This is a genomic window from Paenibacillus sp. JT22N12, from assembly GCF_056269365.1.
Genome location: NZ_JBWDNU010000005.1, coordinates 446,834 through 471,811, shown reverse-complemented (window position 1 = coordinate 471,811; position 24,978 = coordinate 446,834). Strand labels below are relative to the sequence as shown.

22 protein-coding genes are annotated in these 24,978 nt (G+C 52.1%); 18 read left to right on the top strand and 4 right to left on the bottom strand.

From position 1 onward, the window contains the following. Positions 1 to 17 precede the first annotated feature (17 nt). The gene (locus AC0YOA_RS21330; protein ID WP_475788345.1) at positions 18 to 662 is read left to right on the top strand and encodes a formylglycine-generating enzyme family protein; all 645 of its coding nucleotides are present in this window, start codon (positions 18 to 20) and stop codon (positions 660 to 662) included. A 199-nt stretch (positions 663 to 861) separates the two neighbouring features. Here the strand turns inward: AC0YOA_RS21330 and AC0YOA_RS21325 are convergent, their stop codons facing one another. Beyond that, the gene (locus tag AC0YOA_RS21325) at positions 862 to 1,473 is read right to left on the bottom strand and encodes a TetR/AcrR family transcriptional regulator (RefSeq protein ID WP_475788309.1); all 612 of its coding nucleotides are present in this window, start codon (positions 1,471 to 1,473) and stop codon (positions 862 to 864) included. A 209-nt stretch (positions 1,474 to 1,682) separates the two neighbouring features. Between AC0YOA_RS21325 and AC0YOA_RS21320 the strand changes: the two genes are divergently transcribed. The 3 genes from AC0YOA_RS21320 to AC0YOA_RS21310 all read left to right on the top strand — a co-directional run bounded on the left by AC0YOA_RS21320 (position 1,683) and on the right by AC0YOA_RS21310 (position 4,368). Then, complete coding sequence (locus AC0YOA_RS21320) at positions 1,683 to 2,546, top strand: NADPH-dependent F420 reductase (protein ID WP_475788308.1); 864 nt, start codon at positions 1,683 to 1,685, stop codon at positions 2,544 to 2,546. Between the two features lie 125 nt (positions 2,547 to 2,671). After that, positions 2,672 to 3,163, top strand: a complete 492-nt coding sequence (locus tag AC0YOA_RS21315) for a DinB family protein (protein ID WP_475788307.1) — start codon at positions 2,672 to 2,674, stop codon at positions 3,161 to 3,163. Between the two features lie 317 nt (positions 3,164 to 3,480). After that, entirely contained in the window at positions 3,481 to 4,368 is an 888-nt protein-coding gene (locus AC0YOA_RS21310) for a fructose bisphosphate aldolase (protein WP_475788306.1), read from the top strand. 109 nt (positions 4,369 to 4,477) lie between these two features. Here the strand turns inward: AC0YOA_RS21310 and AC0YOA_RS21305 are convergent, their stop codons facing one another. Continuing rightward, a complete protein-coding gene (locus AC0YOA_RS21305) occupies positions 4,478 to 8,161 on the bottom strand; it encodes a glucuronyl esterase domain-containing protein (RefSeq protein WP_475788305.1) in 3,684 nt (1,227 codons plus the stop codon). Between the two features lie 52 nt (positions 8,162 to 8,213). Here AC0YOA_RS21305 and AC0YOA_RS21300 point away from each other — a divergent pair, with 52 nt between their 5' ends. The 8 genes from AC0YOA_RS21300 to AC0YOA_RS21265 all read left to right on the top strand — a co-directional run bounded on the left by AC0YOA_RS21300 (position 8,214) and on the right by AC0YOA_RS21265 (position 16,372). Continuing rightward, entirely contained in the window at positions 8,214 to 8,363 is a 150-nt protein-coding gene (locus AC0YOA_RS21300) for a hypothetical protein (protein ID WP_475788304.1), read from the top strand. 229 nt (positions 8,364 to 8,592) lie between these two features. Then, the gene (locus AC0YOA_RS21295; protein WP_475788303.1) at positions 8,593 to 9,192 is read left to right on the top strand and encodes a GNAT family N-acetyltransferase; all 600 of its coding nucleotides are present in this window, start codon (positions 8,593 to 8,595) and stop codon (positions 9,190 to 9,192) included. 263 nt (positions 9,193 to 9,455) lie between these two features. Continuing rightward, entirely contained in the window at positions 9,456 to 10,691 is a 1,236-nt protein-coding gene (locus tag AC0YOA_RS21290; RefSeq protein ID WP_475788302.1) for a phytoene desaturase family protein, read from the top strand. Positions 10,692 to 10,694: 3 nt separating this feature from the next. After that, positions 10,695 to 11,558 carry an RNA polymerase sigma factor SigJ gene (gene sigJ / locus AC0YOA_RS21285; RefSeq protein ID WP_475788301.1) on the top strand — a complete coding sequence of 288 codons (864 nt, stop codon included), beginning with the start codon at positions 10,695 to 10,697 and terminating at the stop codon, positions 11,556 to 11,558. Between the two features lie 172 nt (positions 11,559 to 11,730). Beyond that, positions 11,731 to 12,252, top strand: a complete 522-nt coding sequence (locus AC0YOA_RS21280) for a TetR/AcrR family transcriptional regulator (protein ID WP_475788300.1) — start codon at positions 11,731 to 11,733, stop codon at positions 12,250 to 12,252. A gap of 193 nt (positions 12,253 to 12,445) precedes the next feature. Then, a complete protein-coding gene (locus AC0YOA_RS21275; protein ID WP_475788299.1) occupies positions 12,446 to 13,921 on the top strand; it encodes an MFS transporter in 1,476 nt (491 codons plus the stop codon). Continuing rightward, the gene (locus AC0YOA_RS21270; RefSeq protein WP_475788298.1) at positions 13,921 to 15,396 is read left to right on the top strand and encodes a multicopper oxidase family protein; all 1,476 of its coding nucleotides are present in this window, start codon (positions 13,921 to 13,923) and stop codon (positions 15,394 to 15,396) included. Before AC0YOA_RS21275 ends, AC0YOA_RS21270 begins: the two co-directional genes overlap by 1 nt. Positions 15,397 to 15,517: 121 nt before the next feature. Then, positions 15,518 to 16,372 carry an alpha/beta fold hydrolase gene (locus tag AC0YOA_RS21265; RefSeq protein WP_475788297.1) on the top strand — a complete coding sequence of 285 codons (855 nt, stop codon included), beginning with the start codon at positions 15,518 to 15,520 and terminating at the stop codon, positions 16,370 to 16,372. Between the two features lie 8 nt (positions 16,373 to 16,380). Here AC0YOA_RS21265 and AC0YOA_RS21260 read toward each other — a convergent pair whose 3' ends face one another. Both AC0YOA_RS21260 and AC0YOA_RS21255 read right to left on the bottom strand, forming a co-directional pair. Further along, entirely contained in the window at positions 16,381 to 17,052 is a 672-nt protein-coding gene (locus AC0YOA_RS21260) for a response regulator (protein WP_475788296.1), read from the bottom strand. A gap of 17 nt (positions 17,053 to 17,069) precedes the next feature. Next, the gene (locus tag AC0YOA_RS21255; protein WP_210038699.1) at positions 17,070 to 18,230 is read right to left on the bottom strand and encodes a sensor histidine kinase; all 1,161 of its coding nucleotides are present in this window, start codon (positions 18,228 to 18,230) and stop codon (positions 17,070 to 17,072) included. A 214-nt stretch (positions 18,231 to 18,444) separates the two neighbouring features. On the opposite strand from AC0YOA_RS21255, the gene AC0YOA_RS21250 reads away from it, so the two are divergent. The 6 genes from AC0YOA_RS21250 to AC0YOA_RS21225 all read left to right on the top strand — a co-directional run bounded on the left by AC0YOA_RS21250 (position 18,445) and on the right by AC0YOA_RS21225 (position 24,975). Beyond that, a complete protein-coding gene (locus AC0YOA_RS21250) occupies positions 18,445 to 18,963 on the top strand; it encodes a CcdC protein domain-containing protein (protein WP_475788295.1) in 519 nt (172 codons plus the stop codon). A 946-nt stretch (positions 18,964 to 19,909) separates the two neighbouring features. Then, positions 19,910 to 21,058, top strand: coding sequence for an ABC transporter substrate-binding protein (locus AC0YOA_RS21245; protein ID WP_475788294.1), 1,149 nt, complete (start codon positions 19,910 to 19,912; stop codon positions 21,056 to 21,058). A gap of 116 nt (positions 21,059 to 21,174) precedes the next feature. Then, the gene (locus tag AC0YOA_RS21240; protein WP_475770221.1) at positions 21,175 to 22,059 is read left to right on the top strand and encodes an ABC transporter permease; all 885 of its coding nucleotides are present in this window, start codon (positions 21,175 to 21,177) and stop codon (positions 22,057 to 22,059) included. Positions 22,060 to 22,101: 42 nt separating this feature from the next. Continuing rightward, the gene (locus AC0YOA_RS21235) at positions 22,102 to 23,028 is read left to right on the top strand and encodes an ABC transporter permease (protein WP_475788293.1); all 927 of its coding nucleotides are present in this window, start codon (positions 22,102 to 22,104) and stop codon (positions 23,026 to 23,028) included. Next, positions 23,025 to 24,092 carry an ABC transporter ATP-binding protein gene (locus AC0YOA_RS21230; RefSeq protein WP_475788292.1) on the top strand — a complete coding sequence of 356 codons (1,068 nt, stop codon included), beginning with the start codon at positions 23,025 to 23,027 and terminating at the stop codon, positions 24,090 to 24,092. Before AC0YOA_RS21235 ends, AC0YOA_RS21230 begins: the two co-directional genes overlap by 4 nt. 73 nt (positions 24,093 to 24,165) lie before the next feature. Next, positions 24,166 to 24,975 carry a DeoR/GlpR family DNA-binding transcription regulator gene (locus AC0YOA_RS21225; RefSeq protein ID WP_475788291.1) on the top strand — a complete coding sequence of 270 codons (810 nt, stop codon included), beginning with the start codon at positions 24,166 to 24,168 and terminating at the stop codon, positions 24,973 to 24,975. The last annotated feature ends 3 nt before the right edge of the window (positions 24,976 to 24,978 follow it).

Here is a 24,978-nt window from a genome sequence, read left to right as displayed (position 1 = left end):
ATGATACTGAGTATCCAATGGTGCAAATTCCTGCAGGTGAAATTGAATTAAGGGACGATCGAATAAAGGCGGTATGGACGGCCCAGGTGAATTCTTTTTGGCTTGCACCGGTTCCTGTTACAAAAGCGTTATATCATTCGATCGCGCAAAAGACAGCTGGACGTAATGATGAATCTCAAGTTCCGGTTGTGGATGTCTCATGGAACGATGCCGTTCTCTTTTGTAATTTGCTATCCCGGCAATCGGGTCTGAAGGAATGTTACTCGATAAGTGATGATGGTGAGAGTGTCGTCTGTAGCTGGGAGGCGGATGGTTACCGTCTTCCTACGGAAGCGGAATGGCAGTATGCGTGTAAAGGGGGAACAACCGGGTACCGGTACGGCGAGCTTGACGAGATAGCCTGGTATCGTGAAAACTCCGCGGGCATGGCGCATGAGACAGGTAAAAAGCTGCCGAATGCGTGGGGCCTCCATGATATGTTGGGAAATGTTTGGGAGTGGTGCTGGGATCTATACGATGTGAAAGTATACGGTTCGTACAGAGTGTTCCGCGGCGGCAGTTGGGCGGAAGAGGCCAGGGGCTGTGGAGCGACGTGCCGCCGCCGCAGTCACCCCACATTTCGCATTGATGATCTCGGCTTCCGCCTTGCCAGGTCCCTGTAGGCTGGGGAAATAGTAAAGAATGACGATGAAGGGTATAAGCAGGGGACGTATTTCTTTGTAATTGAGCCGTGCGGTCGGTAAGTGCGGGAGAGTTCTTTAATTTATAAAAAAAAAAAAGAAACCGTTCTTTGGTTAAATGGAGCTACCAGCCAACCATCTGCGAAAGAACGGTTTTTTTGTCATACGTAAAGCGATTTCGTCATTGAAGACCTTTTATGAAGACCCCCACTGATTTCTCCCCCGTCGTGACAATATCATATGCGAAGTTTGATAAGCACCAGGTGATCAAGGCTCCCGTTAAATAAGAGTATACATAATTCACGATCTCTTCTGTGGATAAATCGTTCCTGAACACCGAGCCGGATACGCCTTCATCAATAATCCCCAAGAGCAGCTCCGGCTCTAAACAATCCGCAAAAAAAGAGGATTGCTCCGGCGATTTTGGCGACAAATTGACAATAAAAGAAAGCTTGGTAAGCTCTTCCCCTACGACTGACGGAAAGCGCAAGGTACACATCATAAACGTTTTTAGCTTGTCTATTGGACTGGCATCCTTATGTTCAAGCGTAAACTTCCTGAAATTCTCGTTCATATATTCCGTAATATCGTCACGGTACAATTTTCTGACGATGTCCTCTTTTGATTTGTAATGAATATAAAACGCGCCTTTTGAAAGGCTGCATTTCTCGCATATTTCGTCAACCGTAACATTATTATACCCTTTAGTTATGATGAGCTCCTTAGCCACAGCAAAAATCCTTTTCTGTGTTTCTTTCCCCTTAAGCTGTCGACTCGTCACTGTTGCCTTCATTCAATCCCCCCTTAGAAGCGTTGAGGTCATAAAGCTGGTTTGTCTATTTTCCAACTACAACTATAATGCATGTGTTTCAACCAAGTCAAAGAATCGGAGGGAGAAGCGTTTGACAAAACAAAATTGACCGGAGTATACTGACTGCAGTCACATTTTGCGAATGACTGTGACAGATACACCAAATCATACGGAAAGAAGGATGTGCAAAAATGAAGATTGCCATTATCGGAGCAGGATATATTGGAAGCAGCCTCGCCAGAGTTTTTACCAGGCTGGGACATGAGGTCTCAATCACTAACGCCAGAAACGCTCAAGTCCTTCAGGAAATAGCCAAGGAGACAGGCGCAAAGCCGGCTGCGATTACGGAGGTTGCACAAGGCGCTGAAGCTGTTATTATATCAATTCCGCCGAAAAGCATTCCCAGTCTGCCAGCAGGATTTCTCGATGAGGCCGCTTCAGGCGCTGTCGTGATCGATACCGGCAATTATTATCCCTTATTGCGCGATGCCATGATTGAGCCAATTGAAAGGGGCCTGACTGAAAGCCGCTGGGTGGAACAGCAAATCAAACACCCGGTCATTAAAGCATTCAATGCGACTCCGTGGTACAATCTGGCAAAAGGGCTGCCGGCAGGTACCCCGGGACGTCTGGCAATGCCTGTAGCCGGCGATGATCATGCTGCTAAGGCAGTCGTATTCAAACTGGTGGAAGAGGCAGGGTTTGATGCGGTCGATGCTGGCGGGTTGGACGAGTCATGGCGCCAACAACCCGGAACGCCTGCCTATTGTGTCGATCTTGATGTGCCGGGCCTGCGTCAAGCGCTATCCGAAGCGACCACTGAACGAGGTTATGACTTCAAAGCCATCCATCTAAGTGAGGAAGAGCTCACAGCCGCGTATGAGATGCAGAATGCTTTTCACAAAAGAATAGGCGAGGCCGTTCTTACTCTGATGGAATCGAACAATTGGACGGAAGCGGAAGCGACCAAGGCTCTGTACACTCAATTGGCGGCTGGCAGCAAACCGGCAAATGAAATTCTGGATTTCGTTTTTGAATATAAACGGCTGGAATAAGTGAATCCTATGTAGAAATGGATACTCCGGTCAATGGATGGCTGCGATATTAGCAATCAAGAAGAAATGTGTTGTTTTGTTTCATGGTACTGTATGTGTAGCAAGCATACAGAGGAGGAGTTCTAATGAAACAAAACGATGGATTGATTGCTGAGTTGAAGCAGGAAGCCGAATCCACCAGGAGATTGCTGGAACGTGTGCCGTCAGACAAGCTTTCCTGGAAGCCGCATGAAAGGTCGATGTCATTGGGTCAGTTGGCTTTGCATATCGCGGGCTTGCCCGGAGGCGTGGCCGAATTTCTGAATGAACAGGTACGCGAAGTTCCGACATTTGCATCATTTCCTGAGGCAGCATCGCTGAACGAGATCCTCTCGGTATTTGATGAATATGTGATAATCGCTGAAAACAAACTTCTCACGTGGGGAGAAGCAGGACTTATGGAGACATGGAAGCTCACCCGTGAAGGCAACCCGGTCCTGGAGATGCCCCGAGTCGAAATGGCGCGTACATTAATGTTCAATCATTGGTACCACCATAGGGGACAACTAACGGTTTATCTCCGGATGCTTGAGGTCCCGCTCCCTTCCATTTATGGTCCCAGCGCAGACGAAAATTAACAGAACTCCGGTCAAGCAATAAAGGTTGATCTTATGCAATTATTTAACAGCGGCCGGTACTCGGGTCCCAAGGTTCCGCGACATAACAATTCAAACCGCGTCCATCGGACGCGGTTTTTGTTTAAATATAAGAACGTATAAAATACCTCCGGCACAGATTGTCACATTTACCGGCATGCAGAATTTATCAAGATTTTGTAGCTTTGTCTGTTTTGCCGTGCTTAGGCTTCGCAATTATTGTACAATATAAAGAACTTCAACTGCTTTAAGCATCAAGCATGTTTGTATGAATCCATGAATTGGAGGGAGCGACAACAATGAATCTGGAACAATTGAATCGTATTTCCACGGGAAAAGGATTTATCGCTGCACTGGACCAAAGCGGCGGGAGCACCCCGAAGGCACTGCTGCAGTATGGCATCAAGGAAGACAGCTATTCCGGCGAAGAAGCCATGTATGCAGTGGTCCACGAGATGAGAACGCGCATCATTAAGAGTCCGGCATTTGATTCGGAACGCATCTTGGGTGCGATTCTGTTTGAAAACACGATGGACCGTGAGATTGACGGTCAATTCACCGCTGATTATCTGTGGGAGAAGAAAGGCATCGTCCCTTTTCTGAAGGTCGATAAAGGGCTCGCCGAACCTGCAAACGGCGTGCAGCTCATGAAGCCGATACCGGATTTGAACAATCTCCTGAAGCGTGCGAACGATAAGCATATTTTTGGGACCAAAATGCGCTCGGTCATTAAGGAAGCCAATCCGGAAGGAATCAGACAGGTTGTGGAGCAGCAGTTCGAGATCGGCAAACACATTTTGGCGATGGGGCTGGTGCCCATTATCGAACCTGAGGTCGATATTCACAGTGCGGACAAGCAGAAATCGGAGCAAATCCTGAAAGACGAGATCCTCAAGCAATTGTCGGCTCTCGATAAGGACGTAAAAGTGATGCTGAAGCTCTCCATACCGACGGAGGATAACTTCTACAGCGATCTGATTGAACATCCTCAGGTTGCAAGGGTTGTAGCTTTGTCGGGCGGATACGATCAAGTTGAGGCCAATGAGAAACTGACCCATAATCGCGGCCTGATCGCCAGCTTCTCGCGTGCCTTGTCGGAGGGGCTGACAGCCCAGCAAACGGACGAAGAATTCAACGCGATGCTGTCCCAATCGATCGCGTCCATTTATAAAGCATCCATCACCTGAAAATTTTCAAATTAACAAGATTCTTATCCAACACAAAAACACGCCGATCAAGGCGTGTTTTTGTGTTGGAGCGGATTGCCGCAGCTCACCGGCATGGTGAAATTTCGTTTTATTTTTTCAGGAACTTGTAGAACAGCTCCACCATGCCGCTGCGGCTGAGGAGCGCTCTCGGCGTAATTTGCTTCTCATGCAGCGCGGCGCCAGCTTCTGCAAAAACTTTGGTCGCGTCCATCGCCCAGGCAGGGATGTCGGCATAATCCGAATAGCTCGTCAGAGCAGGTGCCTTCGGATCCTTGGCGGGCAGATCATTTTGCAGCGCATTGTACAGGAATTGATAGAATTCCGATACATTCACGTTCAAATTGCCCCCGAAGGTGGTACCCGCGGCGTTATTGCCCTTGGAAATGCCAAGACGCTTGGCTGCTGCGAGGTATCCGGCAGCATAGTCTTTACCCGCGTCCTTGAAATTATCCGTCCATGTCTTGTCTGGCGCTATGTCCATGATACGCATCAGGGATACCAGCATTTCCTTGCGGGTCAGCGTCGAGTCAAGATCAAACCTGCTGCCGCCCACTCCCTGCGTGATGCCGCGTGCGGCCAGGAATACAACAGAATCGTACAGCTTGCTTGTTTTCGGAACATCGCTGAACTCGACGAGGTTGTAAGTGACAAGGAAATCGGAGAAGTGCTTTGTCGTAAAGATCATCTTCTTCGTGTCCGGGTCATAGTGACCACGAAGGACAGCGTTGTCTCCTTTGTTCCTGGCAATTACAGCGTCTGGATGGCGGCCGTCGGCCAGCGTATACGGAACGCTTACCGTGACGGGACCTGCGGCGAACTGGGTAATCTGCTTGCCGTCAGAGTTCTTCAGCGTCAGCGAGACGGTTACATCGCCGTTCTCATCCGGCTTCGTCACTGACATGCTCAGCTTTACGTCTTGGCCTCCGGCCTGCTTGGCTATTTCAGCGACTGCCTCCTCCGAGAAAGTAACGGTACCAGCGGCCATTTCGACGGTGATGGATTTTGGAGCTTTGCTGTCGGCGGCAGCCTCGAGGTTAAGCTTGGGAATCGTAAGCTCCGCGCTATTACCTTTGACCGTGATATTCCCATCGCTCTCGCTGATGGATGGCACTTCTGTAACCGGTGTTGACGACCAGTAGAACGGCGGCTGTGATTCCGGTGCAGAGATGACGATGCTCAGCGTTTGTGTCGCGCTGCCGCCGGCATTTTGCGCCTTGACGGTAAAGCTGAACGTTCCCGCAGCGGTCGGTGTTCCGGCAATACTGCCGGTGGCAGCGTCAAGAGAAAGCCCGTCCGGCAGGGCGCCGCTGTCCAGCGACCATGCGATAGGCATGTCGCCTGCTGCCGCCAAGGTCTGGCTGTATGCCGTACCTGTTGTTCCGCCCGGAAGCTCCTTAGTCGTCACGGACGGCGTGACCGGGAATGCATAATCCTTCCACGGCGCGATCGTTTCATAACCCCCGAAATAACGGTTGTATGCGTTCTCCGCTCTTTTTCCTTCATTATCGAACGGATCGTCGCTCAGGTATTCAGCGGTTTCCGCCGGCATTTCCTTGTCATAGAAATAGTGATTCAGATACTCCGCTGTTCTCTGTCTCTGAGAGGCGTCCTCGGAATGTCCGTCACCGGGAGCGAGCGGCCGGATGTTGAACTTCACCAGATCGCCGGCATCATAGCCCAGCGTGTTATATACGAACTTGGCGGTTTCCAGACCCAACGGATCGCTCTCCGCGCCATCGCCGTAGTCATTAATCGTGTTATGCAGCACGATGGCTCTCGGCGCCAAAGTGGCTACCAGCTCATGCTGGTCGAAGGGCAGGCGTTCACCGTAGCCCCAGGCGCCGTCGAGGCGCTCATAGAAGCGGCCAGGCGTAAGGAAGCGGCGGAAAAGCTCGGTGGTACGGCCCGGGTTGTGACGGATGGAATCGCCCATCATCTCGGTGCCGCTTGCTTTGCCCCAGCTGTACTCATGCCCGATGTAGACATAGCGGTAAGGGGATGGGCCTGTTGCGCCGGCTGCGCTTGGAATGCACACGTCAATGCGCTCGTCAAACAGAGCGGAAATAAAGGCATACTTGCCGTTGATGGAATGCCCTGTCACCGCAAGCTTATCCGGAGCAATCAGCGAGCCGATACCCTCGCCGTATGTGCTGCCCGATGCGGACAGAAGCTCCAGGGCGTCGATGGCGCGGGACGAGCCCCAAGCAGCGCCCATCTCATTGCTGATCTCTTGCGTATCGCCGTCGCGGGTGTACGGGAAGAACGTGCGGAATGTGCCGCTGCGAGGCCCCCAAGGGTTATTGCGGTCATCCGTTGTGACGTTGGCCGGAACGGCCAGAACTGCAAAACCGGCGTCGCCGTACTGGGCGATGTACCCGCCGAAGCTCAAGACAACCGGCACCGGATCAACATGGCCGGAGGCTTGCTTTGCTTCCTCCGTGGGAGGATACAGCGTAAAGGTCATCGGAGCCGTAATCGTTCCATACGTGATGGAAACGGTAATGCCAAGCCCAGCGGGACGGCCTTGTCCAGCTGGAACCGCCGCAACATTGGTAATCGACATCTTATCCGGCGGAGCGGGCATATAACCGTACTCGTAGAACTGGGCCATGTCCAGGATCTCCTCGCGGCGGCCGCCATCGCCGAACCAGTCGCCGGTACTTGTGACCTTGTGTCCGTCAAAAAAGGTCCAAGGGTCGGGCAGCGTGAATTGGGCAGGCAGATCCATCGGATCGGGATATTTCTTGTCGGCCCAACGCAGCGCGGCTATAGCGTTCTGCAGCCGCTTTGCCACGGAATTGACCATCGATTGATTGCTGGAACCGACAATTCCTTTTGCAGCCGCCAGCGCTGCATACAATTCATTTTCCGTCTCGGGGTTCCATACGCCCTTGACCAGCGAATTGGATTCCACCCAACGGATGGTGTCTCTCAGCTGCCAGTCGCTGAACTTGAAGGGCGCCGTGCCGTTCCAGCCGGCAAGCGTAACGGTTCCCCAGTCAACCGAATGGTCCTGGCTCAGTGCCGCATAAGCATTGTTGTTATGGCTCCAGAATACGTAGCCGGCACGGCTCACGCCTTCGGCGGGCGAATCGCTGATCGCGACTTCAACACCGAATGAAGTTCCATTCTGAAGCGCCGCTCCTTCAATCTGCAGCGCCAGCTCGACAATGTAGCCGTCAGCCGTTTCGGAAGCGGCATAGCTCTTAATCCGATTCGAATACTCGCGGTTCTGCGGGTACGCGTGGACGGAGGAGTGATTGTTGACGCCCGCGTTGAGCTGGTAGGTCAGATTGCCGTTGGAGCTGATGGTGAATAAACCATCGTCATCCTGGAATTTGTCAACCTTGTCATTCCAGAAGTCCAGGCCGAACACCACGCTGTCGCGAAGCGCAGGGTTGTTGGCGTTGTTTTGCTGCAGTCCCGTATCCGTTGAAGCGCTGCGCGACTTCGTTGCGTCGTGCACCTCGACGAGCAGGTACAGCACCGGCCCGTCCCAAACGGAGCGAAGCTCGCCGTATGTAGCGGTGACCACGTCGGCGCTTGCCGCCGCGTTCTTCCCGTGCCCGATCCGTGACGGTTCAGCCATGTTGTACGCTTGATCCCGTACACCATCCACGGTTACATTCTGGGCGGTAAACTGGGCGTTCAACTGCTCCGATGGCATCGGACCGGCCGGATCCGGCGCGAAGTTTGATGCTGCAGCGACCGTTCCTATCGACCCGAAGAGCATTAAAAGGGCGACAAGAAACGAGATTATTCGTTTATCCATAGTTCATTCTCCTTGTTTGCCAAGAGAAGCTCCTGATTCAGGGGTTCCTCTTATGATTTTTGGTACCATGAGAACCGAAGATATTGTCTTCATCAGCTATGCGGCCAGGCTATTAAATGAGAAAGCGCTTGCAAAACACTCTTTCCCGCAGACGCTCATGTCTGCCACGGGTAGCGATTCGAAATCCCGGCTTGATAAATAGTGGAGCAGGTTTCGTTTGTATTTGCCTTTTTCCGGGTCACCACCTGACTGGAGTGAGGTTCATTGCATTTCGTAGAACTGATCTCTTGATATCCGCGCTGCTGCTCTCTTGTGAGGTTATATTCATCATAAGCAGGCTGCTGGACGGACAGAATTCTATTTTGTCGGCACTTCGCTATCAAATTTTACAGATAATAAAAGGGACAGGGTCGCATCCGGCATCTGGTATAATGAAACGATTGAACATGAGAAGGTCAGATTGGAGAGCTTACATGGAAAATGCAACACTGTTATTAGTTACACATAGCCGGATGGAAAGCGAGCGCATTCTGTTGCGTCCGGTTTCGCTTAAGGATGCTGAAGATATGTTCGAATATACATCCGATAAAGAAACGACACGCTTCATTTATGCCCAGCACCAGGATTTGAACAAAACGAAACAGGTGATAGCGAACTATTTTGTGAAAGAAGCGCTTGGAAAATATGCAATCGTGTTAAAAGATAGCGATAAAATGATCGGAACGATTGAGTTCAGAGTCCATGAAGCCAACCAAAGCGGCGAATTGGGTTTTACGTTAAGCAGGCAACATTGGGGCAAAGGCTACATGACAGAAGCGGGCCAATTAATATTGGCATTAGCCTTCGATGTGCTGGGCCTGGAGCGGGTATTTGCGATGCATGACGTTAATAATCCCGCCTCCGGAAAAGTAATGATCCGTTTAGGGATGACTTATGAGGGGACTCTTCGGAGAAACCACGTGGCGAATGGCGTATTGGCCGACAGCGCTCATTATTCTATTTTGAAAGAAGAATATGGCGTAAATTCCTGAGACTATATTAACATCAGGGGTTATCCTTTTAACCGGTTGCACCAACGGGTTGAAGAATAACCCTTTTTTTCTTGAAACTTTTGGCAGGAATCGCCTCACAATGGAATGAAAATACGGAAAGAAAGCATATCCCGGGGCATAAAATTTTTTATTATTTCTGTCACACTCCGCCTCCATTGCCCGTCATACAGGTGAAAAAACCGAAAGGGTGATTCACGATGCGACAATACGATGTAGCAGTTGTAGGTGGAGGAGTTGCCGGTTTGACAGCGGCAATCTATGCCGCAAAAGCAGGAAAGAAAACGGCAGTCATCGAAAAACAGGATCGCTTGGGCGGCCGGGCCATTTCCAATAAGAAAAAAGGAGCCTATTTTAATTTAGGTGGTCATGCCTTATATCATGGGGATGCTCTTGCGACGTTCCGTGAATTGGGACTGAGTTTGCAGGGAAATAAACCTTCGATCGATGGCTACGCGATTTGGAAAGGGAAATTGCTTACTTTACCTATGGGTGTTAAATCCTTGCTCACCACCTCTCTTTTGTCCTGGAAGGGTAAAATGGAGCTTGCCTCCTGGCTCACGAAATTAGGAAAACTGGATGCCCATCGATATGATCAAATCAGCCTCCGTGAATGGATTGAAGGAAATTTACAGGATCCCATGGTACGGAATTTATTCTACGCTCTGACGCGTACGGCAAGTTATGTGGTGGCGCCTGATTTACAAGCCGCGGGTCCTGTCATCAAACAGCTTCAAAATACCCTTCAAGGCGTGCTCTATCTGGATCGGGGCTGGGGAGCAGCGGTTGACGAATTAGAAAAAAAAGCATCGGAGCATGGTGTACAGCTTTTAACGGGGAACAAGGTCATTTCTATCGGTCATTGCGACGGTGCCGTGCAGCATGTCCAATGTGAAGACGGAACGCCAATTGAGGCGGAAAATATCATCGTCACCACTCCGCCGGCGGTCACTCACCAACTCGTGCCCGATGCTGAAGCAACCGCTATTCATACTTGGAAAGAACAAGCAATAGAAATCACGGCTGCTTGTCTGGATGTAGCTTTGCGGCGTCTCCCAAAACCGAAACAACAATTTGTTTATGGAATTGATCAAACGGTCTTTCTCTCCAACCAGTCGCGTGCGGCCTATCTAAGCGAAGATGGTGCGCAGGTCATTTCCATGATCAAGTACCAAGGGCAGGAGACCTGTTCGGAAAAAGATCTGCAGGAGCTGGAACAAGCCCTGGAGCTTATTCAGCCGGGCTGGAGGGACGAATTGATTGTCCGTCAATATCTCCCGAAGATCACGGTTTGCCATGATTTTATGCATATGAAACGCCAGGAAAACCCCGGCCCCGCTGTCCCGGAAATCAAGGGGTTATATGTGGCAGGAGAATGGGCATCGCATGGTGAATTATTGGTTGATGCCGCGACAGCGAGCGCGAAAAGAGCCGTACAACATTTACTCTCCCTTGAGGGCAAGGAGAAAGATGGTTGGTAATATATGAGCACAGAAGCATTGTATAAAGTCTACAAAGCTCCGCTTATTTCTTTGGCTTATCGAATGCTGGGAAGTGTCATGGACGCAGAAGACATTGTGCAGGAAGCCTTTCTAAGCTATGATCAATTGCCCGATTCCAATACTATTCATAATGAAAGAGCGTTCCTGTATAAAATCGTTACGAATCGTTGCCTTGACCTGTTGCGTTCATCGGCCAAAAAACGGGAGATGTACGTTGGGCCGTGGCTCCCGGAGCCTTTGATTGACCAAGGGGTCCCGGAGGCCAACCCCTCCGATGCTTATTTACGACAAGAATCAATATCCACGGCGTACCTGCTGCTCTTGCAGCAGCTCAATGCTGTGGAAAGAGCGGTCTTTCTGCTTCGTGAGATTTTTCACTACCCGTTTGACGAAATTGCTGAAATGGTCGGGAAAAGCAGTGAGAATTGCCGACAAATATTCCATCGCGCCAAAAAAAGTATTCATTTTGATCCTGAACAGAATCTGCCGATCCCGATTGCAGAGAAGAAAGTCAAGGATTTTGTGAATTATCTTTTACAGGGGAATGCGAATAAATTGCTTGAACTGGTAAGTGAAAATGCGGTTTTTTATTCAGACGGTGGCGGCAAAGCAAGAGCGGCGCAAGTTCCTATAGTCGGGTTTGATCGAGTCATCAACCTGCATTTCAATCTGCTCAAGATGTATGAAGGCAAATTTACGTACTCTTTCCTTAACGTTAATGGATTACCGGGGATTCGAATCCTCTTCGATGGTGATATTCAACATGTGTATTCGTTTGCATTCAATCATAATAAAATCCAATCGATCTATGCTGTAGCAAATCCAGAGAAACTAAGACATTTATAAAGCAGGACAGCGGGAAAATAATAGTGAAGATAAATTTAGCTCCTGTTGGAGGGTTGTTATCCATTTTCAAAATAAGAGTTGCAATCTAAAAAAAGATCGGTTATGATGAATTCAATTCTGTAATTGGTCAATCAATAATTTGAACTGCTTTTGGAGAAAGGATGTCATCATCATGGCGAAAGGATCAGCAGCTTCTGTTAACCGCCGTACAGATATTGTCTCCGCCGCGATTGAGGTCTTTGCTGAAATTGGTTATTACCGCGCAACTACAGCACAGGTCGCAGAGCGCGCGTCGATCTCGCAGCCCTACGTTTATCGTTTCTTTACGAAGGAATCCCTGCTGGTGGAGGCTCTGGAGGTTTCATGGGAACGAATTATAAAAGCATTCCAGATTGTCATTGACAAAGAAACCCCCAAGCAATTGGAAATCGGTCTTACAAGGGCCTATGAGGAGATCATGGAATCCCACCGCAATGAAATTTTGCTTCAGATGCAGGCACAGACGATTCGGGAAACGCCGATTCGGGAGGCAATGAGAACGGGCATGGGCCAGGTGAAAGAGCTCGTGGAGAATGCCTTTATCCAAGCCGGGTTTGAAGATGCGCGGGACCGAACTTCAGATTTTCTCGCAAGAGGCATGCTGTGCAATGTATCGATGGCCATGGATATGCCGAATTTGATGGTAAAGAGATAAGATATAAATTTTTTTATGGAACTGTAATTGATCAATCAATCATAATGCAAAAGCTTTATGAGGGAGCACTCACTGTTTGCTCCAACAAGCGTTGCATAGAACGAATTAAAGCTTGATCTGAACCAGAACCGGAAAAAATTTTAAACGATAGTAATTGGCTAATCAATAACAATTAAAAAGGAGAGAAGCTAATATGAAAAACGCAGCAGGAGTGAAGATTATGGAGAGAAGCCGGGCAAGGAGCGGATTTGCTCCGGAAGTAAGGAATGCAATCAGCGCTAACCGGTGGTGGGCATTGATTATTCTTGCGCTCGCGCAGTTCCTGGTGGTCCTGGATGCCTCAATCGTTAATATTGCCCTGCCTACAGTGGGTACGGAGCTTCATCTGGATGCGGGCACGCTAAGCTGGATCATTACCGCTTATGTTTTGCCATTTGGAGGCTTGCTGCTGCTGGGCGGACGCCTGGCTGACCGGTTCGGGCACCGGCGGATCTTTATCAGCGGAGTTGCCGGCTTCGTAATCGCTTCTGCGGCGGCAGGCATGGCTGCATCGGGGGCATGGCTCCTGACAGCCCGTGCCGTCCAGGGAGCATCGGCGGCTCTCTTGGCTCCGGCGGCACTTGCACTGGTGACGAAGCTGTTCCTGTCGCCCCAGGATCGTGCCAAGGCTCTTGGTATCTGGGGAGCTGTGGCCGGGATAGGAAGCGCGGCGGGCGTTCTTCTTGGAGGCATGCTAACTTCGGCTTTTGGCTGGGAGGCCGTATTTTATGTGAATGTGCCCGTTGGTCTTCTCGTTATTGCAGCCATTCCCTTTCTGATTGCAAAAGATTCAACTAGCAGGCAGCTGAGCGTCGATCTTCCGGGAGCGGTTACGGTTACGGGAGGCATCGTTGCCCTTGTCGCTGCCCTTTCTGAAGCCCAGCGCATCGGATGGTTCAATCCGCTGACCCTGATTCTTGCCGCCGCCGCGCTCCTGCTGCTTCTCGTATTCATGGTCATTGAGAAGCGCACGCCGGAGCCGCTTGTTCCATTTTCCATCTTCAGGAATATCTCTGTGACGGGCGGAAGTTTCGCCATGCTGCTTATTGGCGGAGCTGCAACCGGATTGTTTTTTGCACTCTCGGTTTATATGCAGCAGGTTCTTCAATACAACGCTCTGACTGCAGGTCTTACACAGCTTCCGCTTGCAGGAGCTTTGGTCGTCTTCGCCGGAATCGTTCCGGGATTGATCAAATCCATCGGCACAAGATGGACGCTCGCCAGCTCGCTTCTACTCTTCGCGGCAGGGTTGATCTGGCTTTCTTTCGCGCCAGGCGACGCATCGTTTGCCGCACATTTGCTCGGGCCGACGCTTGTCATTGGGGCAGGGCTTGGCGGCGCTTTTGTCGCAGGGACAGAGCTTGCCGTACACGGCGTGACGGAGAACGAAGCAGGACTTGCCGGCGGACTGGTCAATACGAGCCAGCAAATCGGAGGAGCGATCGGGCTGGCCGTCCTGGCTGCGGCTGCGGCATCCAGAACGAATGGACTGTTGTCTGAGGGCAGCAGCAATCTTCAGGCGCTGACCGGGGGATTCGCCCGGGTATTCCTGGGAGCGGCAGTGTTTGCAATCGTCGGTGCGCTCATAGTTATCCTTGTGCATCGGACAGAAAAGAAGGTGAACGCATAATGGCTGGAACAACAAGCAAAAAGCGTAAATTGTGGATGGGACTGCTGCTCGCGCCAGTCATCCTGATCGGAGCAGCCGCCGCTTTGTATTTCTGGCAGATCCGGCTTCAAAAACCGGAAGAAATCAATATGGCCGACCATATGCATGCTATGGATGCCATGTCGCATGCCGGCCATCAGATGGAAACTTCAGCAACATCCGTCACTCCCTGCGATGCGATTAGAGCCGCAGAAACTCAGGCGCTGGTTCGTACGTTTGAGATGACCGCCGCTCAAACCGCGTTGAAGCTGGATAATGGAAAGACTGTAGAGGCATGGACATTCAATGGCTCATCGCCGGGCCCAGAGCTTCGGGTAACCGAAGGCGACAGGGTTATGGTGACGCTTCATAACAAGGACATTGAAGAGGGTGTAACGATTCATTGGCATGGTGTGGTTGTCCCTTGCTCGCAGGATGGAGTAGCGGGTGTCACGCAAAATGCGGTGCTGCCCGGGGAGGAGTTCACTTATGAATTTATTGCATCCCAACCTGGCACCTACTGGTACCATTCCCACCAGATGAGCTCGATTCAGGCGGAAAAAGGACTTCTGGGACAGTTCATCGTGGAGCCCAAGCAGGCCAAGGCTGCTGCAGCACAGGATATTGCCGGCCTCATGCAGAAGCTGGATTCGAGCTTCGTCATTAACGGCAGGACGAAGGGACTTGAGGTATCCGGCAAACCGGGCGATACCATCCGGGTGAGGCTGACCAATGGCGCCAGCGATACGATGGAGATGGCTGTCGAAGGGGCGCCGTATCGGATCATTGCGATGGATGGCAACGATATCCATGAACCGGGGCTGCTCTATCATACGAATTTCCAGATGGGAGCAGGTCAGCGGTATGATTTGCTGCTGAAGATTCCGGAGCAAGGTACAGCCGTGGTCAGAAGCCTCACGGAGGAAGGCTTGAAGATTACGATCGGAGAAGGAGCGGAACCTGTCCATTCGGCGAACAATATTTTATTCGACTTCCTTGATTATGGCACAGCCTCTGAAGATGATCCTGTTGATCAGCCGACCTTTGACCAAACCTTCGATCTGAGGCTCGGACAGAACTTGTTCGTTAATACTATCAACGGCAAGTCCTTTCACGAAATCCCGCCCATGACGGTGAAAGAAGGAGAGCGGATCAAGATCACGCTCACAAACGAAGGAGGAGGCGACCACCCTTTTCATATTCATGGTCATACCTTTCGCGTATTGAGCCGGAACGGTGAGGCCCTGAGAGGAAGCCCCGTCTTTCTGGACACCATCCTAACGAAGAAAGATGAGACTTATGAGTTGTATGTGCTGGCCAATAATCCTGGATTATGGATGGCGCACTGCCATAATTTGATGCATGCCTCTATGGGCATGAGCATGATGCTCAATTACGAGGGTGTCACGACTTCATACCGGGTAGGAACCAAATCCGGAAATTTGCCTGATCTGTAGGGCGGCCCGCCTGTCTATATGCCGCCGCCGCTGCCGACGAAACAAGAAGATACTTAAAGACTCATGAGCTACATATATTTTTGTTATGGCGGAGAATGAAAGCATCGGAAAGGATGTTGACATGATGGTGCTGTACAAAAAAATAAAGATCGACGGATTGGATATATTTTTTCGTGAAGCCGGGCATCCCGGCAATCCGGCAATTATCCTGCTTCACGGATTCCCAAGCTCCTCCCATATGTTCAGGGATCTGATTCCTCTTCTGGAAGACCGGTTTCATGTCATTGCCCCGGATTACCCCGGCTTTGGAAACAGCAGCATGCCTGCGGCCCAAGACTATCCTTACACCTTCGAAAATCTGTCTCTTGTGATGGAAAAGCTAATCGCCAAGCTTGGTATTTCCCGTTATATCTTGTACGTTCATGATTATGGAGGGCCTGTCGGGTTCAGGCTGGCTGTCCGCAATCCTCACCGTATTCTCGGGTTTGTCATTCAGAATGCAGTGGCCGATGTGAGGGGGCTCGGGCAGCCGTTCGATCTCTTCAAAGCCCTTTGGGCGGACAGAAACCCGGCAACCGAAGCGGCATTTTCCGAACTGACGACCTTTGATTTTACAAAAAAGCAGTATCTGACCGGAGTATGCCAGCCGTATCTGATCAGCCCCGACGGGTACTCGATGGACCAGTTCTTTCTGGACCGCCCGGGAAACAGTGAAATCCAGCTGGAGCTGGGCTACGATTACAGAAAGAACGTAGAGGAATACCCTGCCTGGCAGCAATATTTGCGGACCTATCAGCCCCCTGCGCTGATAGCCTGGGGTGAAAACGATTTTATCTTTACGTTGGAAGGGGCCTATGCCTTTGGCAGGGAGCTCCATCATATTGAAATCTGTCTTTTATGCGGGGGGCATTTTGTGCTGGAGGAACAAAGCCGGCATGTTTCAGAGCTTATCAAAAGCTTCTTTGGACGCATATAGTGACTCTATCACTTTACCATCCCGCTGCGGAGCGCAAAGACCACTGCCTGCGTTCGATCCTCGCATCCGAATTTTTGCAAAATACGATGTACATGCGATTTTACCGTACCCTCGGCAATGTACAGCTTTTGCGCGATTTGGTCATTGCGCAGCCCGTAAGCCATCTCCTGCAAAATCTCCTGCTCCCGGTCCGTCAATGGCTCCGATAGAGGGAGTTTCGAGTCACCTCCGGTTGCCGGAAAACCGGGTGCGGCCACTCTCTGCAGAGCGACGGCTGCCTGTCCGGTCTTGTACACGGCTTCGCCTCTGAATGCGGACCGGACCGCCTCCAGCATCTCTTCAACCTCCGCGTCCTTCAGCAAATACCCGACCGCTCCCGCCCGAATCCCCTGATAAATATACTCCTGATCGTCAAAAGTAGTTAAAATGACGGTCTTTGCTTCCGGCATCCGCTTCATAATCTCCTTTACCGCTTCAATGCCCGACATGCGGGGCATCTGAACATCCATCAGAATGACATCCGGACGAAGCCGCAGGGCCAGCTCAACCGCTTCTACGCCGTCAGCAGCCTCCCCTGCTAGCATCATATCGGCCTGCAAGCCGATGATGTAGCCGAATCCTTGCCGGATCATCGTCTGATCGTCGGCGAGCAGAACTTGAATTTTTCCGTTGAGCGGCATAAATCCGGACCTCCTGTTTAAGATTCAATTTGCCCGCCCGTATCAACGCTTGGGATGGTTGCTGTAATTTCAAAGCCGTCCTGTTCGGCAATCCTGTAGCTGAGGCTTCCGCCTTTCTCCTCCAGCCTTGCTTTCATGACCCGCAAGCCAAATCCTTCGCTGATTTTGTAATCGTCCGCAAGCACGCCGTTATCGCGGATGCGCATCACGATATTGTCCCCATCCCTGCCCAGTCCGACCTCCAGCAGCGTTGCGCGGGAATGCCGCATAACGTTGGTGATCGATTCCTGCAGTACCGGGAATAGAGTCTCATATACTTCGGCGCTCACATCCTCGTCTTGCAAATCGGTATGAAACCGGTAAGCGATTGAGGCTGCAGCCTCCATTCGCGAAAGCAGCGATTTCAGAGCCGCAATCCCGGGAATCGTGCGGTTGCCGGCAAGGGCGTGTACGGAAGACCGTATGTCCTGCAGCCCCTGGCGGGCTACGCCCAGCATTCCTTCCAGCGATTGTCCCGCTTGGACGGGATCTTCCTTCATCATATAGCGTAAAGCCTGCATTTGTACGATCAATGACGTCAAACTGTGTCCCACGGCATCGTGAATTTCACGGGCGATATGGGTCCGCTCTTCCAAGATTGCGTTCTGCAAAGCAGTAGCCGAAGCATCCTGCAGCTGCTCATAGGCGTCCTGCAGCTCTTCCAGATGCCGTTTGTTCATTTCATGGATTTCATTTCTCTGGATCCGGCTGCGGATAAAAAAATAAAGCACGATGGCAAGGAGAATAAAAGAAACGAGATTGAACAAGTCCGCATGGCCAAACCGGATATACAACGTCGCCGTTATGAACATGACCGCAATTGCCGTATTCCGGCCTTTGAGAAGAGACTGGCGAAGCGCTGCGGCAAACAGGAGGATAGCGATAAAATAAAGCAGCTTCATCTCCTGGAACCAAATGATCCCGATCGCGCACTCGATGATGAGCAAACTTGCGGCAATCACTGCCCGCGTTATCGTCCACCATGTTTTCGGAATGAACAGGATGCCTGAGAAGGTCGCCCATATCACGAGATGGATCCCGATTTGGGGAAGGGGAGCCTCAAACATCCGATTTGTATTCATAAGAAAAAAAATGACCGCGGCGCTGGCAAACGGTTTTCCATAGGAGCGGTAATCCACATTTATCCCCTCCCTTGTTCTTTTTGCTGCATACCCCTTCATTTTAGACCGGGCCATCGGCAGAATACAACAATCCCGGCTGTCTTTAAGCGAATATCTATCGGCAGATATAAGGATGCATGTTTAAGTTCTATCTGTAGTTGGTCGTTCGCAAGCGCTATTAGGGGGTATTATTAGCATCAATCGACGGGAATTTATAAAGGAGGCAATGTTCATGAGTGGGCAAGTCATTATTTATTTGCTCTTAGGCGTTTTTATTGTTTACCGGATTTTCCTGCGCGTCCGCCGAACGTTTGGATGGCAGCAGCTGAACCTGGGAAAAGTGCGGATCATGACCGTTATTTTGGGCGTGGTCGGGCTGCTTTTCTTTGTTGAAGGAGCCTTCGACACCGTAAGCCTGATTTCGAATATGATCGGAATTGCGCTGGGTATTGCTCTGGCTTGTTACGGAGCGGCCAAGACCCGCTTCGAGCGGCGGGACGGAAATTGGCGGTACCGTCCCAGCTCCTGGATTGGCGGAACCGTAACCATTCTTTTTTTGGGGCGTTTGATTTATCGCATATACGATATGATGCAGTCCGGCAATCTCGAGCAGAGCCTTCAATTATCCGACCGGCTGAAAGATATGGGCAGTTCCTGGACATCGGGGCTGATGCTCATTATGTTCGCTTATTATGTCACCTGCAATATCATTTTATTATCCAGGCAAGAATTGAGAATGTCGGGAGTGTAAGGCTTTCGAATGTCCCCGTCAGCCACTGGTCTTTTCTGAAAGAGACGATGCGTATCTTGCAACCCAGCAAGGGATGGCGCAAGGGCTCTGCACAAAAGAACAGCAAAACGACAGCAGTTACGGTCAAGGCTGCCTCCACAACATGGAAGGCAGCCCTTTCCTGCATGTAAATTTACTGCTATCGTGATTTTCTCTGATTCGCGTCTTTGTCATAGGCCGTTCGCGCTGTCACTTCCTCACCTCTGCCATCGTGTTCTCCGATTCCGGTCTTCGTTAAAGATAGTTCGCGCTGATGTCACTTCCTCACCTTGGCAGGCTCATTCGCTCTGAAATGCAGTCTGATCTGCAAGCTTCCAGCATGGACCATACTCTCACTCCAACTTCCTCGGAATCAGAAGCTCTCGCGTCTTATGCGCATAGAGCTGTCCCATTCATTACCCTGTCCCGTTGCAAGTGCAGTGGGGTTTTTCCTTGTTATAGATGAATGGGGTTCAATTTGGATGCTTGCAAGCAGGAAAATCCTTATTGGATCTGCACATGGATGATGAGCGGCATGCTGAGGGTGACTGCAGCGAGGTATTTCCTTGTTGGAGAGCCAGTGGAGACTTCGTGAAAGTGCATAAGCAGGAATTTCCTTGCTAGGCGATTCCATAGGACTTGCCAGGATCATTGAGGCTCTTCGTTGAAGCAGCAGTCGATATGTTCGGGGATAGCAGCAGCAGTCGATATGTTCGGACGCTTAAGCGTCAAAAAAGAGAATTGGAGCCTGCGGCAAGCGAATGTGGTTTTGTGTACGGGCTGTATGCAAACCCGCCCTCTTTTCCCCAGCCTTTACAAATGAAACACGCAGCGTTGAAGAACCGATAACATAGGGCTGTTAAAGTGAGAACAGAAATAAATCAACAAGAAACCGCAACAAACCACAAAAGGAGAGGGACAAGAAACCATGCAGAAGCAGCTAACAAGAGGGATTATGCTCCTGGCCATCATTCTATTGACGGTGAGTCTGGCAGCATGCACGAAGGCGAAGGATAACGGCAGCGCCAATGCGGCGGCAGCCGGAAACGGCGGAAATGCGCAGACGAATGCCAATTCGGAGGCAGCGCCGGAATTATCGGCGGCCGATCTGGAAGCCAAAGCGAAAGAAGAAGGCGAAGTCGTCAGTGTCGGCATGCCGGACTCCTGGGCGAACTGGAAAGACACCTGGGCGGATATGAACACCAACTACGGCCTGAAGCATACCGATACGGATATGTCGAGCGCCGAGGAAATTGCCAAGTTTGAAGCGGAGAAGGACAAGGCTACCGCCGATATCGGCGATGTAGGCATCGCGTTTGGACCGGTTGCGGCTGAGAAAGGCGTAACACAGCCTTACAAAACCTCCTACTGGGACGAGCTTCCTGCCTGGGCGAAAGACGCAGACGGCAACTGGGTAGTCGGGTATCAGGGCACCATCGCGTTCATGGTCAACAAGAACCTCGTGAAGGACGTGCCAAAAAGCTGGGATGACCTGCTCAAAGGGGATTATAAAATAGCGGTCGGCGACGTTACCAAAGCCGCGCAAGCGCAAATGTCCGTACTTGCCGCAGCCATCGCAATGGGCGGCGACGAGAAGAATATCCAGCCGGGCGTCGACTTCTTCAAGAAGCTGGCCGAGCAGAACCGGATCAGCAGCGCCGATGTTACGACAGCCAATATGGAAAAAGGTGAAATACCGGTTGGATTGATGTGGGATTTCAACGCTCTTGGCTACCGCGATCAAATCAACCCGGATCAATTCGAAGTGGTTATCCCTTCGGAAGGCAGCGTCGTGAGCGGCTATGCCACCATTATTAACAAATACGCGCCGCACCCGAATGCGGCGAAGCTGACACGCGAGTATATTCTCAGCGACGCCGGCCAAATCAACCTGGCCAAAGGCTTTGCCCGTCCGATCCGCGACAGCGTCAAGCTTCCGGACGACGTAGCCGCCAAGCTGATTCCGCTGGAGCAGTATAAGAACGCCAAGCCGATTGCGGATTATCAGGCCTGGGACGAGACGGCGAAGACGCTGCCGCAGCTGTGGCAGGATAACGTACTGATCCATATGAGTTAATCCGTACCGGCTCACGCGGATATGGATGCAGGCGGCGCAGGGCTGCGCCGCCCGTATCCGGCTTCCGTGAGCAGCCGGCGGACAACAACCGAGCTATCATAAGGAAGGGAAAGATTATGAGCCAACAGTTGACGCTCAAAAAGAAAGCTGCCCGGCGGTACCGCTTCAATCCCGTCGTACTCGCGCTCATCCCGTTCGTGGTGCTGATCGTCATGTTTGAATTGCTGCCTCTTATCTATCTGATCATGACCAGCCTGCTGTCCGATGACGAAACGCATTATACGTTATCCCAATATGCGACGGCGCTGACCAGTCCGTATTATCTGAAAGCGATCACGAACAGCGTCACGATCTCGCTCGGATCGAGCGTCATTGGTCTTATCGTGTCCCTGTTCGCCGCTTATTCCCTTACGAAACTGTCCACGGCGGCACGGGAGAGACTGCTCACGATCTCCAACATGTCCTCCAACTTTGCCGGCGTTCCGCTGGCATTTGCTTATATCATTTTACTTGGAAATAACGGGATTTTCACGATTCTTCTGAATTCATGGGGGCTTGACGCTTTCAGTCCCGATCTTTATTCCTGGACCGGCCTGATGCTGGTTTACGTTTATTTCCAAATTCCGCTGGCCACGCTGCTGCTTTATCCTGTCTATTTCGGCATCCAGGAGCAGTGGAAGGACGCTTCAGCCCTGCTCGGGGCGGGCACCTTCACGTTTTGGCGGAAAATCGGGCTTCCGGTTATCCTCCCCGGCCTTGCCGGCACATTTATTATCCTGTTCGCCAATTCGATGGGCGCTTATGCGACGGCGTATGCCCTGGTTGGCGGCAACTTTAATCTGCTGGCGATCCGGATCGGATCTCTTGTAGCCGGCGATGTCGTCACGAAGCCGCAGCTGGGAAGCGCGCTGGCGGTGCTGCTCGGTCTGATGATGATGGCGGCGCTGGCGGTCAATGCGCGGCTGATGCGCAGCCTGCGCAAGGAGCTTACGAATGTATAAACCACGGCATGCGAATAAGCTTGGCGGAAAGGGGCATTAACCTTGAACAGGAATATGCCGCGGGGGCAGCGGCGCGCTAACCGTTTTCATCGCATTATCTGGACGATTCTCATCATCTATCTGGTTCTCCCGCTGCTGGCGACGTTGTTGTATGCGCTGGCAGGGAATTGGCAGACGACGATTTTGCCCGAATCATGGACGCTGAAGTGGTTTGAGGACCTGCTGCATGACAGCCGGTTCACGGATGCATTCGTCCGTTCGATCGTCGTATGTGGGATAAGCCTGATAGTCAGCACCGCGGTCATGGTGCCTACAGTAATCATTGTCGTACTTGAGTTTCCGAAATGGGAGAAGGTGCTGAATATTCTGGCCCTCATCCCCTATGCGGTGCCAGGCGTAGTTGCCGCGGTCGGGCTGATTCGTCTCTATTCGTCCGGTCCGCTTGCCATCTCGGGCACGATCTGGCTCCTGTGCGGCGCCTATTTCGTCGTGGTTCTGCCCTTCATGTACCAGGGAATCCGCAACAGCCTGCGTTCGGTCAATGCCGTCATGCTCCAGGACGCTGCGATGCTGCTGGGCGCCGGACGCTGGCAGACGTTCCGTTATGTGCTGCTGCCGAACGTTATGCCGGGCCTTACCGTATCGCTGCTGCTTTCGTTTGCGGTGCTGTTCGGTGAATTCGTGCTGGCGAACCTGCTGGTCGGCGGACAATACGAAACGATCCAGATTTATTTGTACCGGCGGCAGGGAGAGAGCGGACATCTGTCGAGCGCGGTATCCATTACGTATTTCGTACTGGTTGCCATTATTTCAGGCGTGATGCTCAAACTGGGCAAGCGGGTGCTGAACGCGCCTTCCGGGGCGGACGACGACAAGCCGGCGGCAGCCGGGACCAGGAAAGGCAGGCATTCGGACCCGGGAACCGCTGCGGGCGGAATCAACTTGCAGGGAGGACAGGAACTTAGATGAGCTATGTCGAATTTGAAGGCGTATCGAAGTTTTTCGGAACTGCCGGCGCAGCGCCGGTGCTGGATGCATTGTCGCTGGGAGTGGAGAAGGGCGAATTCGTCACACTGCTCGGTCCCAGCGGCTGCGGCAAGAGCACGCTGCTTCGCTGCGTGGCAGGCTTGACCGGAATTGACGAAGGCACCGTCCGGCTGGATGGGGTCGATCTTACGAACATGGCGCCGAAAAAACGGAATGTCGGGATGGTTTTTCAGGCGTATGCGCTGTTCCCCAACATGACGGTCTATGAGAATGTTGCTTTCGGGCTGAAAATGAAAGGCATGCCGCGTGCCGAAATCGAGCGGACGGTCAAGAAAATGCTCGAGATCATCGACATGTCGGAGAAAAGCGGACAGTATCCGCAGCGGCTGTCCGGAGGCCAGCAGCAGCGGGTGGCGCTGGTCCGGTCCCTTGCCGTTCAGCCGAAGCTGATGATGATGGATGAGCCGCTCAGCGCACTCGATGCGAAAATCAGGAAAATGCTGCGGCTGGAAATCCGCCGCATTCAGCAGGAGCTGGGCATGACGACGCTGTTCGTGACGCATGACCAGGAAGAGGCGCTTACGATGTCCGACCGGATCTGCATTATGAATCAGGGCCGGATCGAACAAAACGGAACCCCCGAGGAAATATATACGAGGCCCAAAACGGCGTTTGTCGCCCGTTTTATCGGCAACTACAACGTGCTGACCGCAGATGAAATGGCGGGTATCGGGGGAGCGGCGATTTCTTCAGCCGGACGCTTCGAACCGGCAGCCTTCGCCATCCGGCCGGAAGCGGTACGGATGTCCTCAGCGGAAGATGGGGGTGCGGACAATGCAACGGACGCCGGCACGGACTCGTACCGGATGAATGGCACCGTATCGGAATGCACGGCACTTGGCGCACTGCTGCGCTACACGGTCAGAGTGGGGAATTTGAGCATCACGACCGACGAGTTGAATGCGCCGGCGAGCCGCCGTTTTGCGCCGGGCAGCCGGGTCCGCCTCACAGTCGACCGGGACGCGTGCGTCCCGCTGGAAGGATAGGCGCATAGAATGCCGCCGCAAGCGGCAATGGCTGTCATGAAAGGTAAGCGAATAGTATTGAGGTGAGTTGCAATTGTCAGTTTCATCGGAACAGAGAAAAGAATTTATTCTGCAAATCCTTGACCGTGAGGGAAAAGTGAATGTGCTTCCGCTTGCGAACCGGTTCATGGTGTCTTCGGAGACGATCCGGCGCGATCTGGATGTGCTGGAGAGGGAAGGCCAGCTTCGAAGGGTGTACGGCGGGGCCGTCAGGCATTCCGGTTACAGCCCCTCGGAGCCGCCGTATGCGCTGCGGAAGAGCCAGAATGCGGAGGAGAAACGGGCGATCGGCCGGGCTGCCGCAGACTGGATCGAGGATGGAAGCACCATTGTGATTGATGTTGGCACAACGGCTATGGAGCTGGCTATGGCGATTCAGGACAAGCAGCAGCTCAAAGTCATTACCAATTCCGTCGCTGTCGCTGCCGTCCTCTCGGACTCGCTGAACCAGGGCCGGTTCCGCGGCAAGGTGACATTGCTCGGCGGCGAGCTCAACCCGGAGCAGCAGTCGATCAGCGGTCCCTTATGCGAACGGATGATGGAGCAGTTCCGGGTGGACCTCGCGTTCATGTCGGTCGGCGGCGTATCGCTCGTCGACGGCATAACCGATTACGACGCGAACGAAGCGTCCATGTCGCAGCTGTTCGCCCGCTGCGCGCAGAGGGTTGTCGTCCTGGCCGATCATTCGAAGCTGGGCGTAACGACTTTCGCGCGAATCATGCCTTTTGACGGGATTGAGGCTATCATCTGCAATGTGGAATGTCCGGATGAATGGAAGGATGCCGTTGATCAATCCGGCGTGCAGTGGATTGCGGCAGCGTCCGAATACATGAAGGAGGAATAACGC

Bases quoted from the DNA above. Each gene is read 5' to 3' on its own strand.
- AC0YOA_RS21330 (WP_475788345.1), top strand. From the start codon at position 18: ATGGTGCAAATTCCTGCAGGTGAAATTGAATTAAGGGACGATCGAATA.
- AC0YOA_RS21325 (WP_475788309.1), bottom strand. From the start codon at position 1,473: ATGAAGGCAACAGTGACGAGTCGACAGCTTAAGGGGAAAGAAACACAG.
- AC0YOA_RS21320 (WP_475788308.1), top strand. From the start codon at position 1,683: ATGAAGATTGCCATTATCGGAGCAGGATATATTGGAAGCAGCCTCGCC.
- AC0YOA_RS21315 (WP_475788307.1), top strand. From the start codon at position 2,672: ATGAAACAAAACGATGGATTGATTGCTGAGTTGAAGCAGGAAGCCGAA.
- AC0YOA_RS21310 (WP_475788306.1), top strand. From the start codon at position 3,481: ATGAATCTGGAACAATTGAATCGTATTTCCACGGGAAAAGGATTTATC.
- AC0YOA_RS21305 (WP_475788305.1), bottom strand. From the start codon at position 8,161: ATGGATAAACGAATAATCTCGTTTCTTGTCGCCCTTTTAATGCTCTTC.
- AC0YOA_RS21300 (WP_475788304.1), top strand. From the start codon at position 8,214: ATGATTTTTGGTACCATGAGAACCGAAGATATTGTCTTCATCAGCTAT.
- AC0YOA_RS21295 (WP_475788303.1), top strand. From the start codon at position 8,593: ATGAAACGATTGAACATGAGAAGGTCAGATTGGAGAGCTTACATGGAA.
- sigJ (WP_475788301.1), top strand. From the start codon at position 10,695: ATGAGCACAGAAGCATTGTATAAAGTCTACAAAGCTCCGCTTATTTCT.
- AC0YOA_RS21280 (WP_475788300.1), top strand. From the start codon at position 11,731: ATGGCGAAAGGATCAGCAGCTTCTGTTAACCGCCGTACAGATATTGTC.
- AC0YOA_RS21275 (WP_475788299.1), top strand. From the start codon at position 12,446: ATGAAAAACGCAGCAGGAGTGAAGATTATGGAGAGAAGCCGGGCAAGG.
- AC0YOA_RS21270 (WP_475788298.1), top strand. From the start codon at position 13,921: ATGGCTGGAACAACAAGCAAAAAGCGTAAATTGTGGATGGGACTGCTG.
- AC0YOA_RS21265 (WP_475788297.1), top strand. From the start codon at position 15,518: ATGATGGTGCTGTACAAAAAAATAAAGATCGACGGATTGGATATATTT.
- AC0YOA_RS21260 (WP_475788296.1), bottom strand. From the start codon at position 17,052: ATGCCGCTCAACGGAAAAATTCAAGTTCTGCTCGCCGACGATCAGACG.
- AC0YOA_RS21250 (WP_475788295.1), top strand. From the start codon at position 18,445: ATGAGTGGGCAAGTCATTATTTATTTGCTCTTAGGCGTTTTTATTGTT.
- AC0YOA_RS21245 (WP_475788294.1), top strand. From the start codon at position 19,910: ATGCAGAAGCAGCTAACAAGAGGGATTATGCTCCTGGCCATCATTCTA.
- AC0YOA_RS21240 (WP_475770221.1), top strand. From the start codon at position 21,175: ATGAGCCAACAGTTGACGCTCAAAAAGAAAGCTGCCCGGCGGTACCGC.
- AC0YOA_RS21230 (WP_475788292.1), top strand. From the start codon at position 23,025: ATGAGCTATGTCGAATTTGAAGGCGTATCGAAGTTTTTCGGAACTGCC.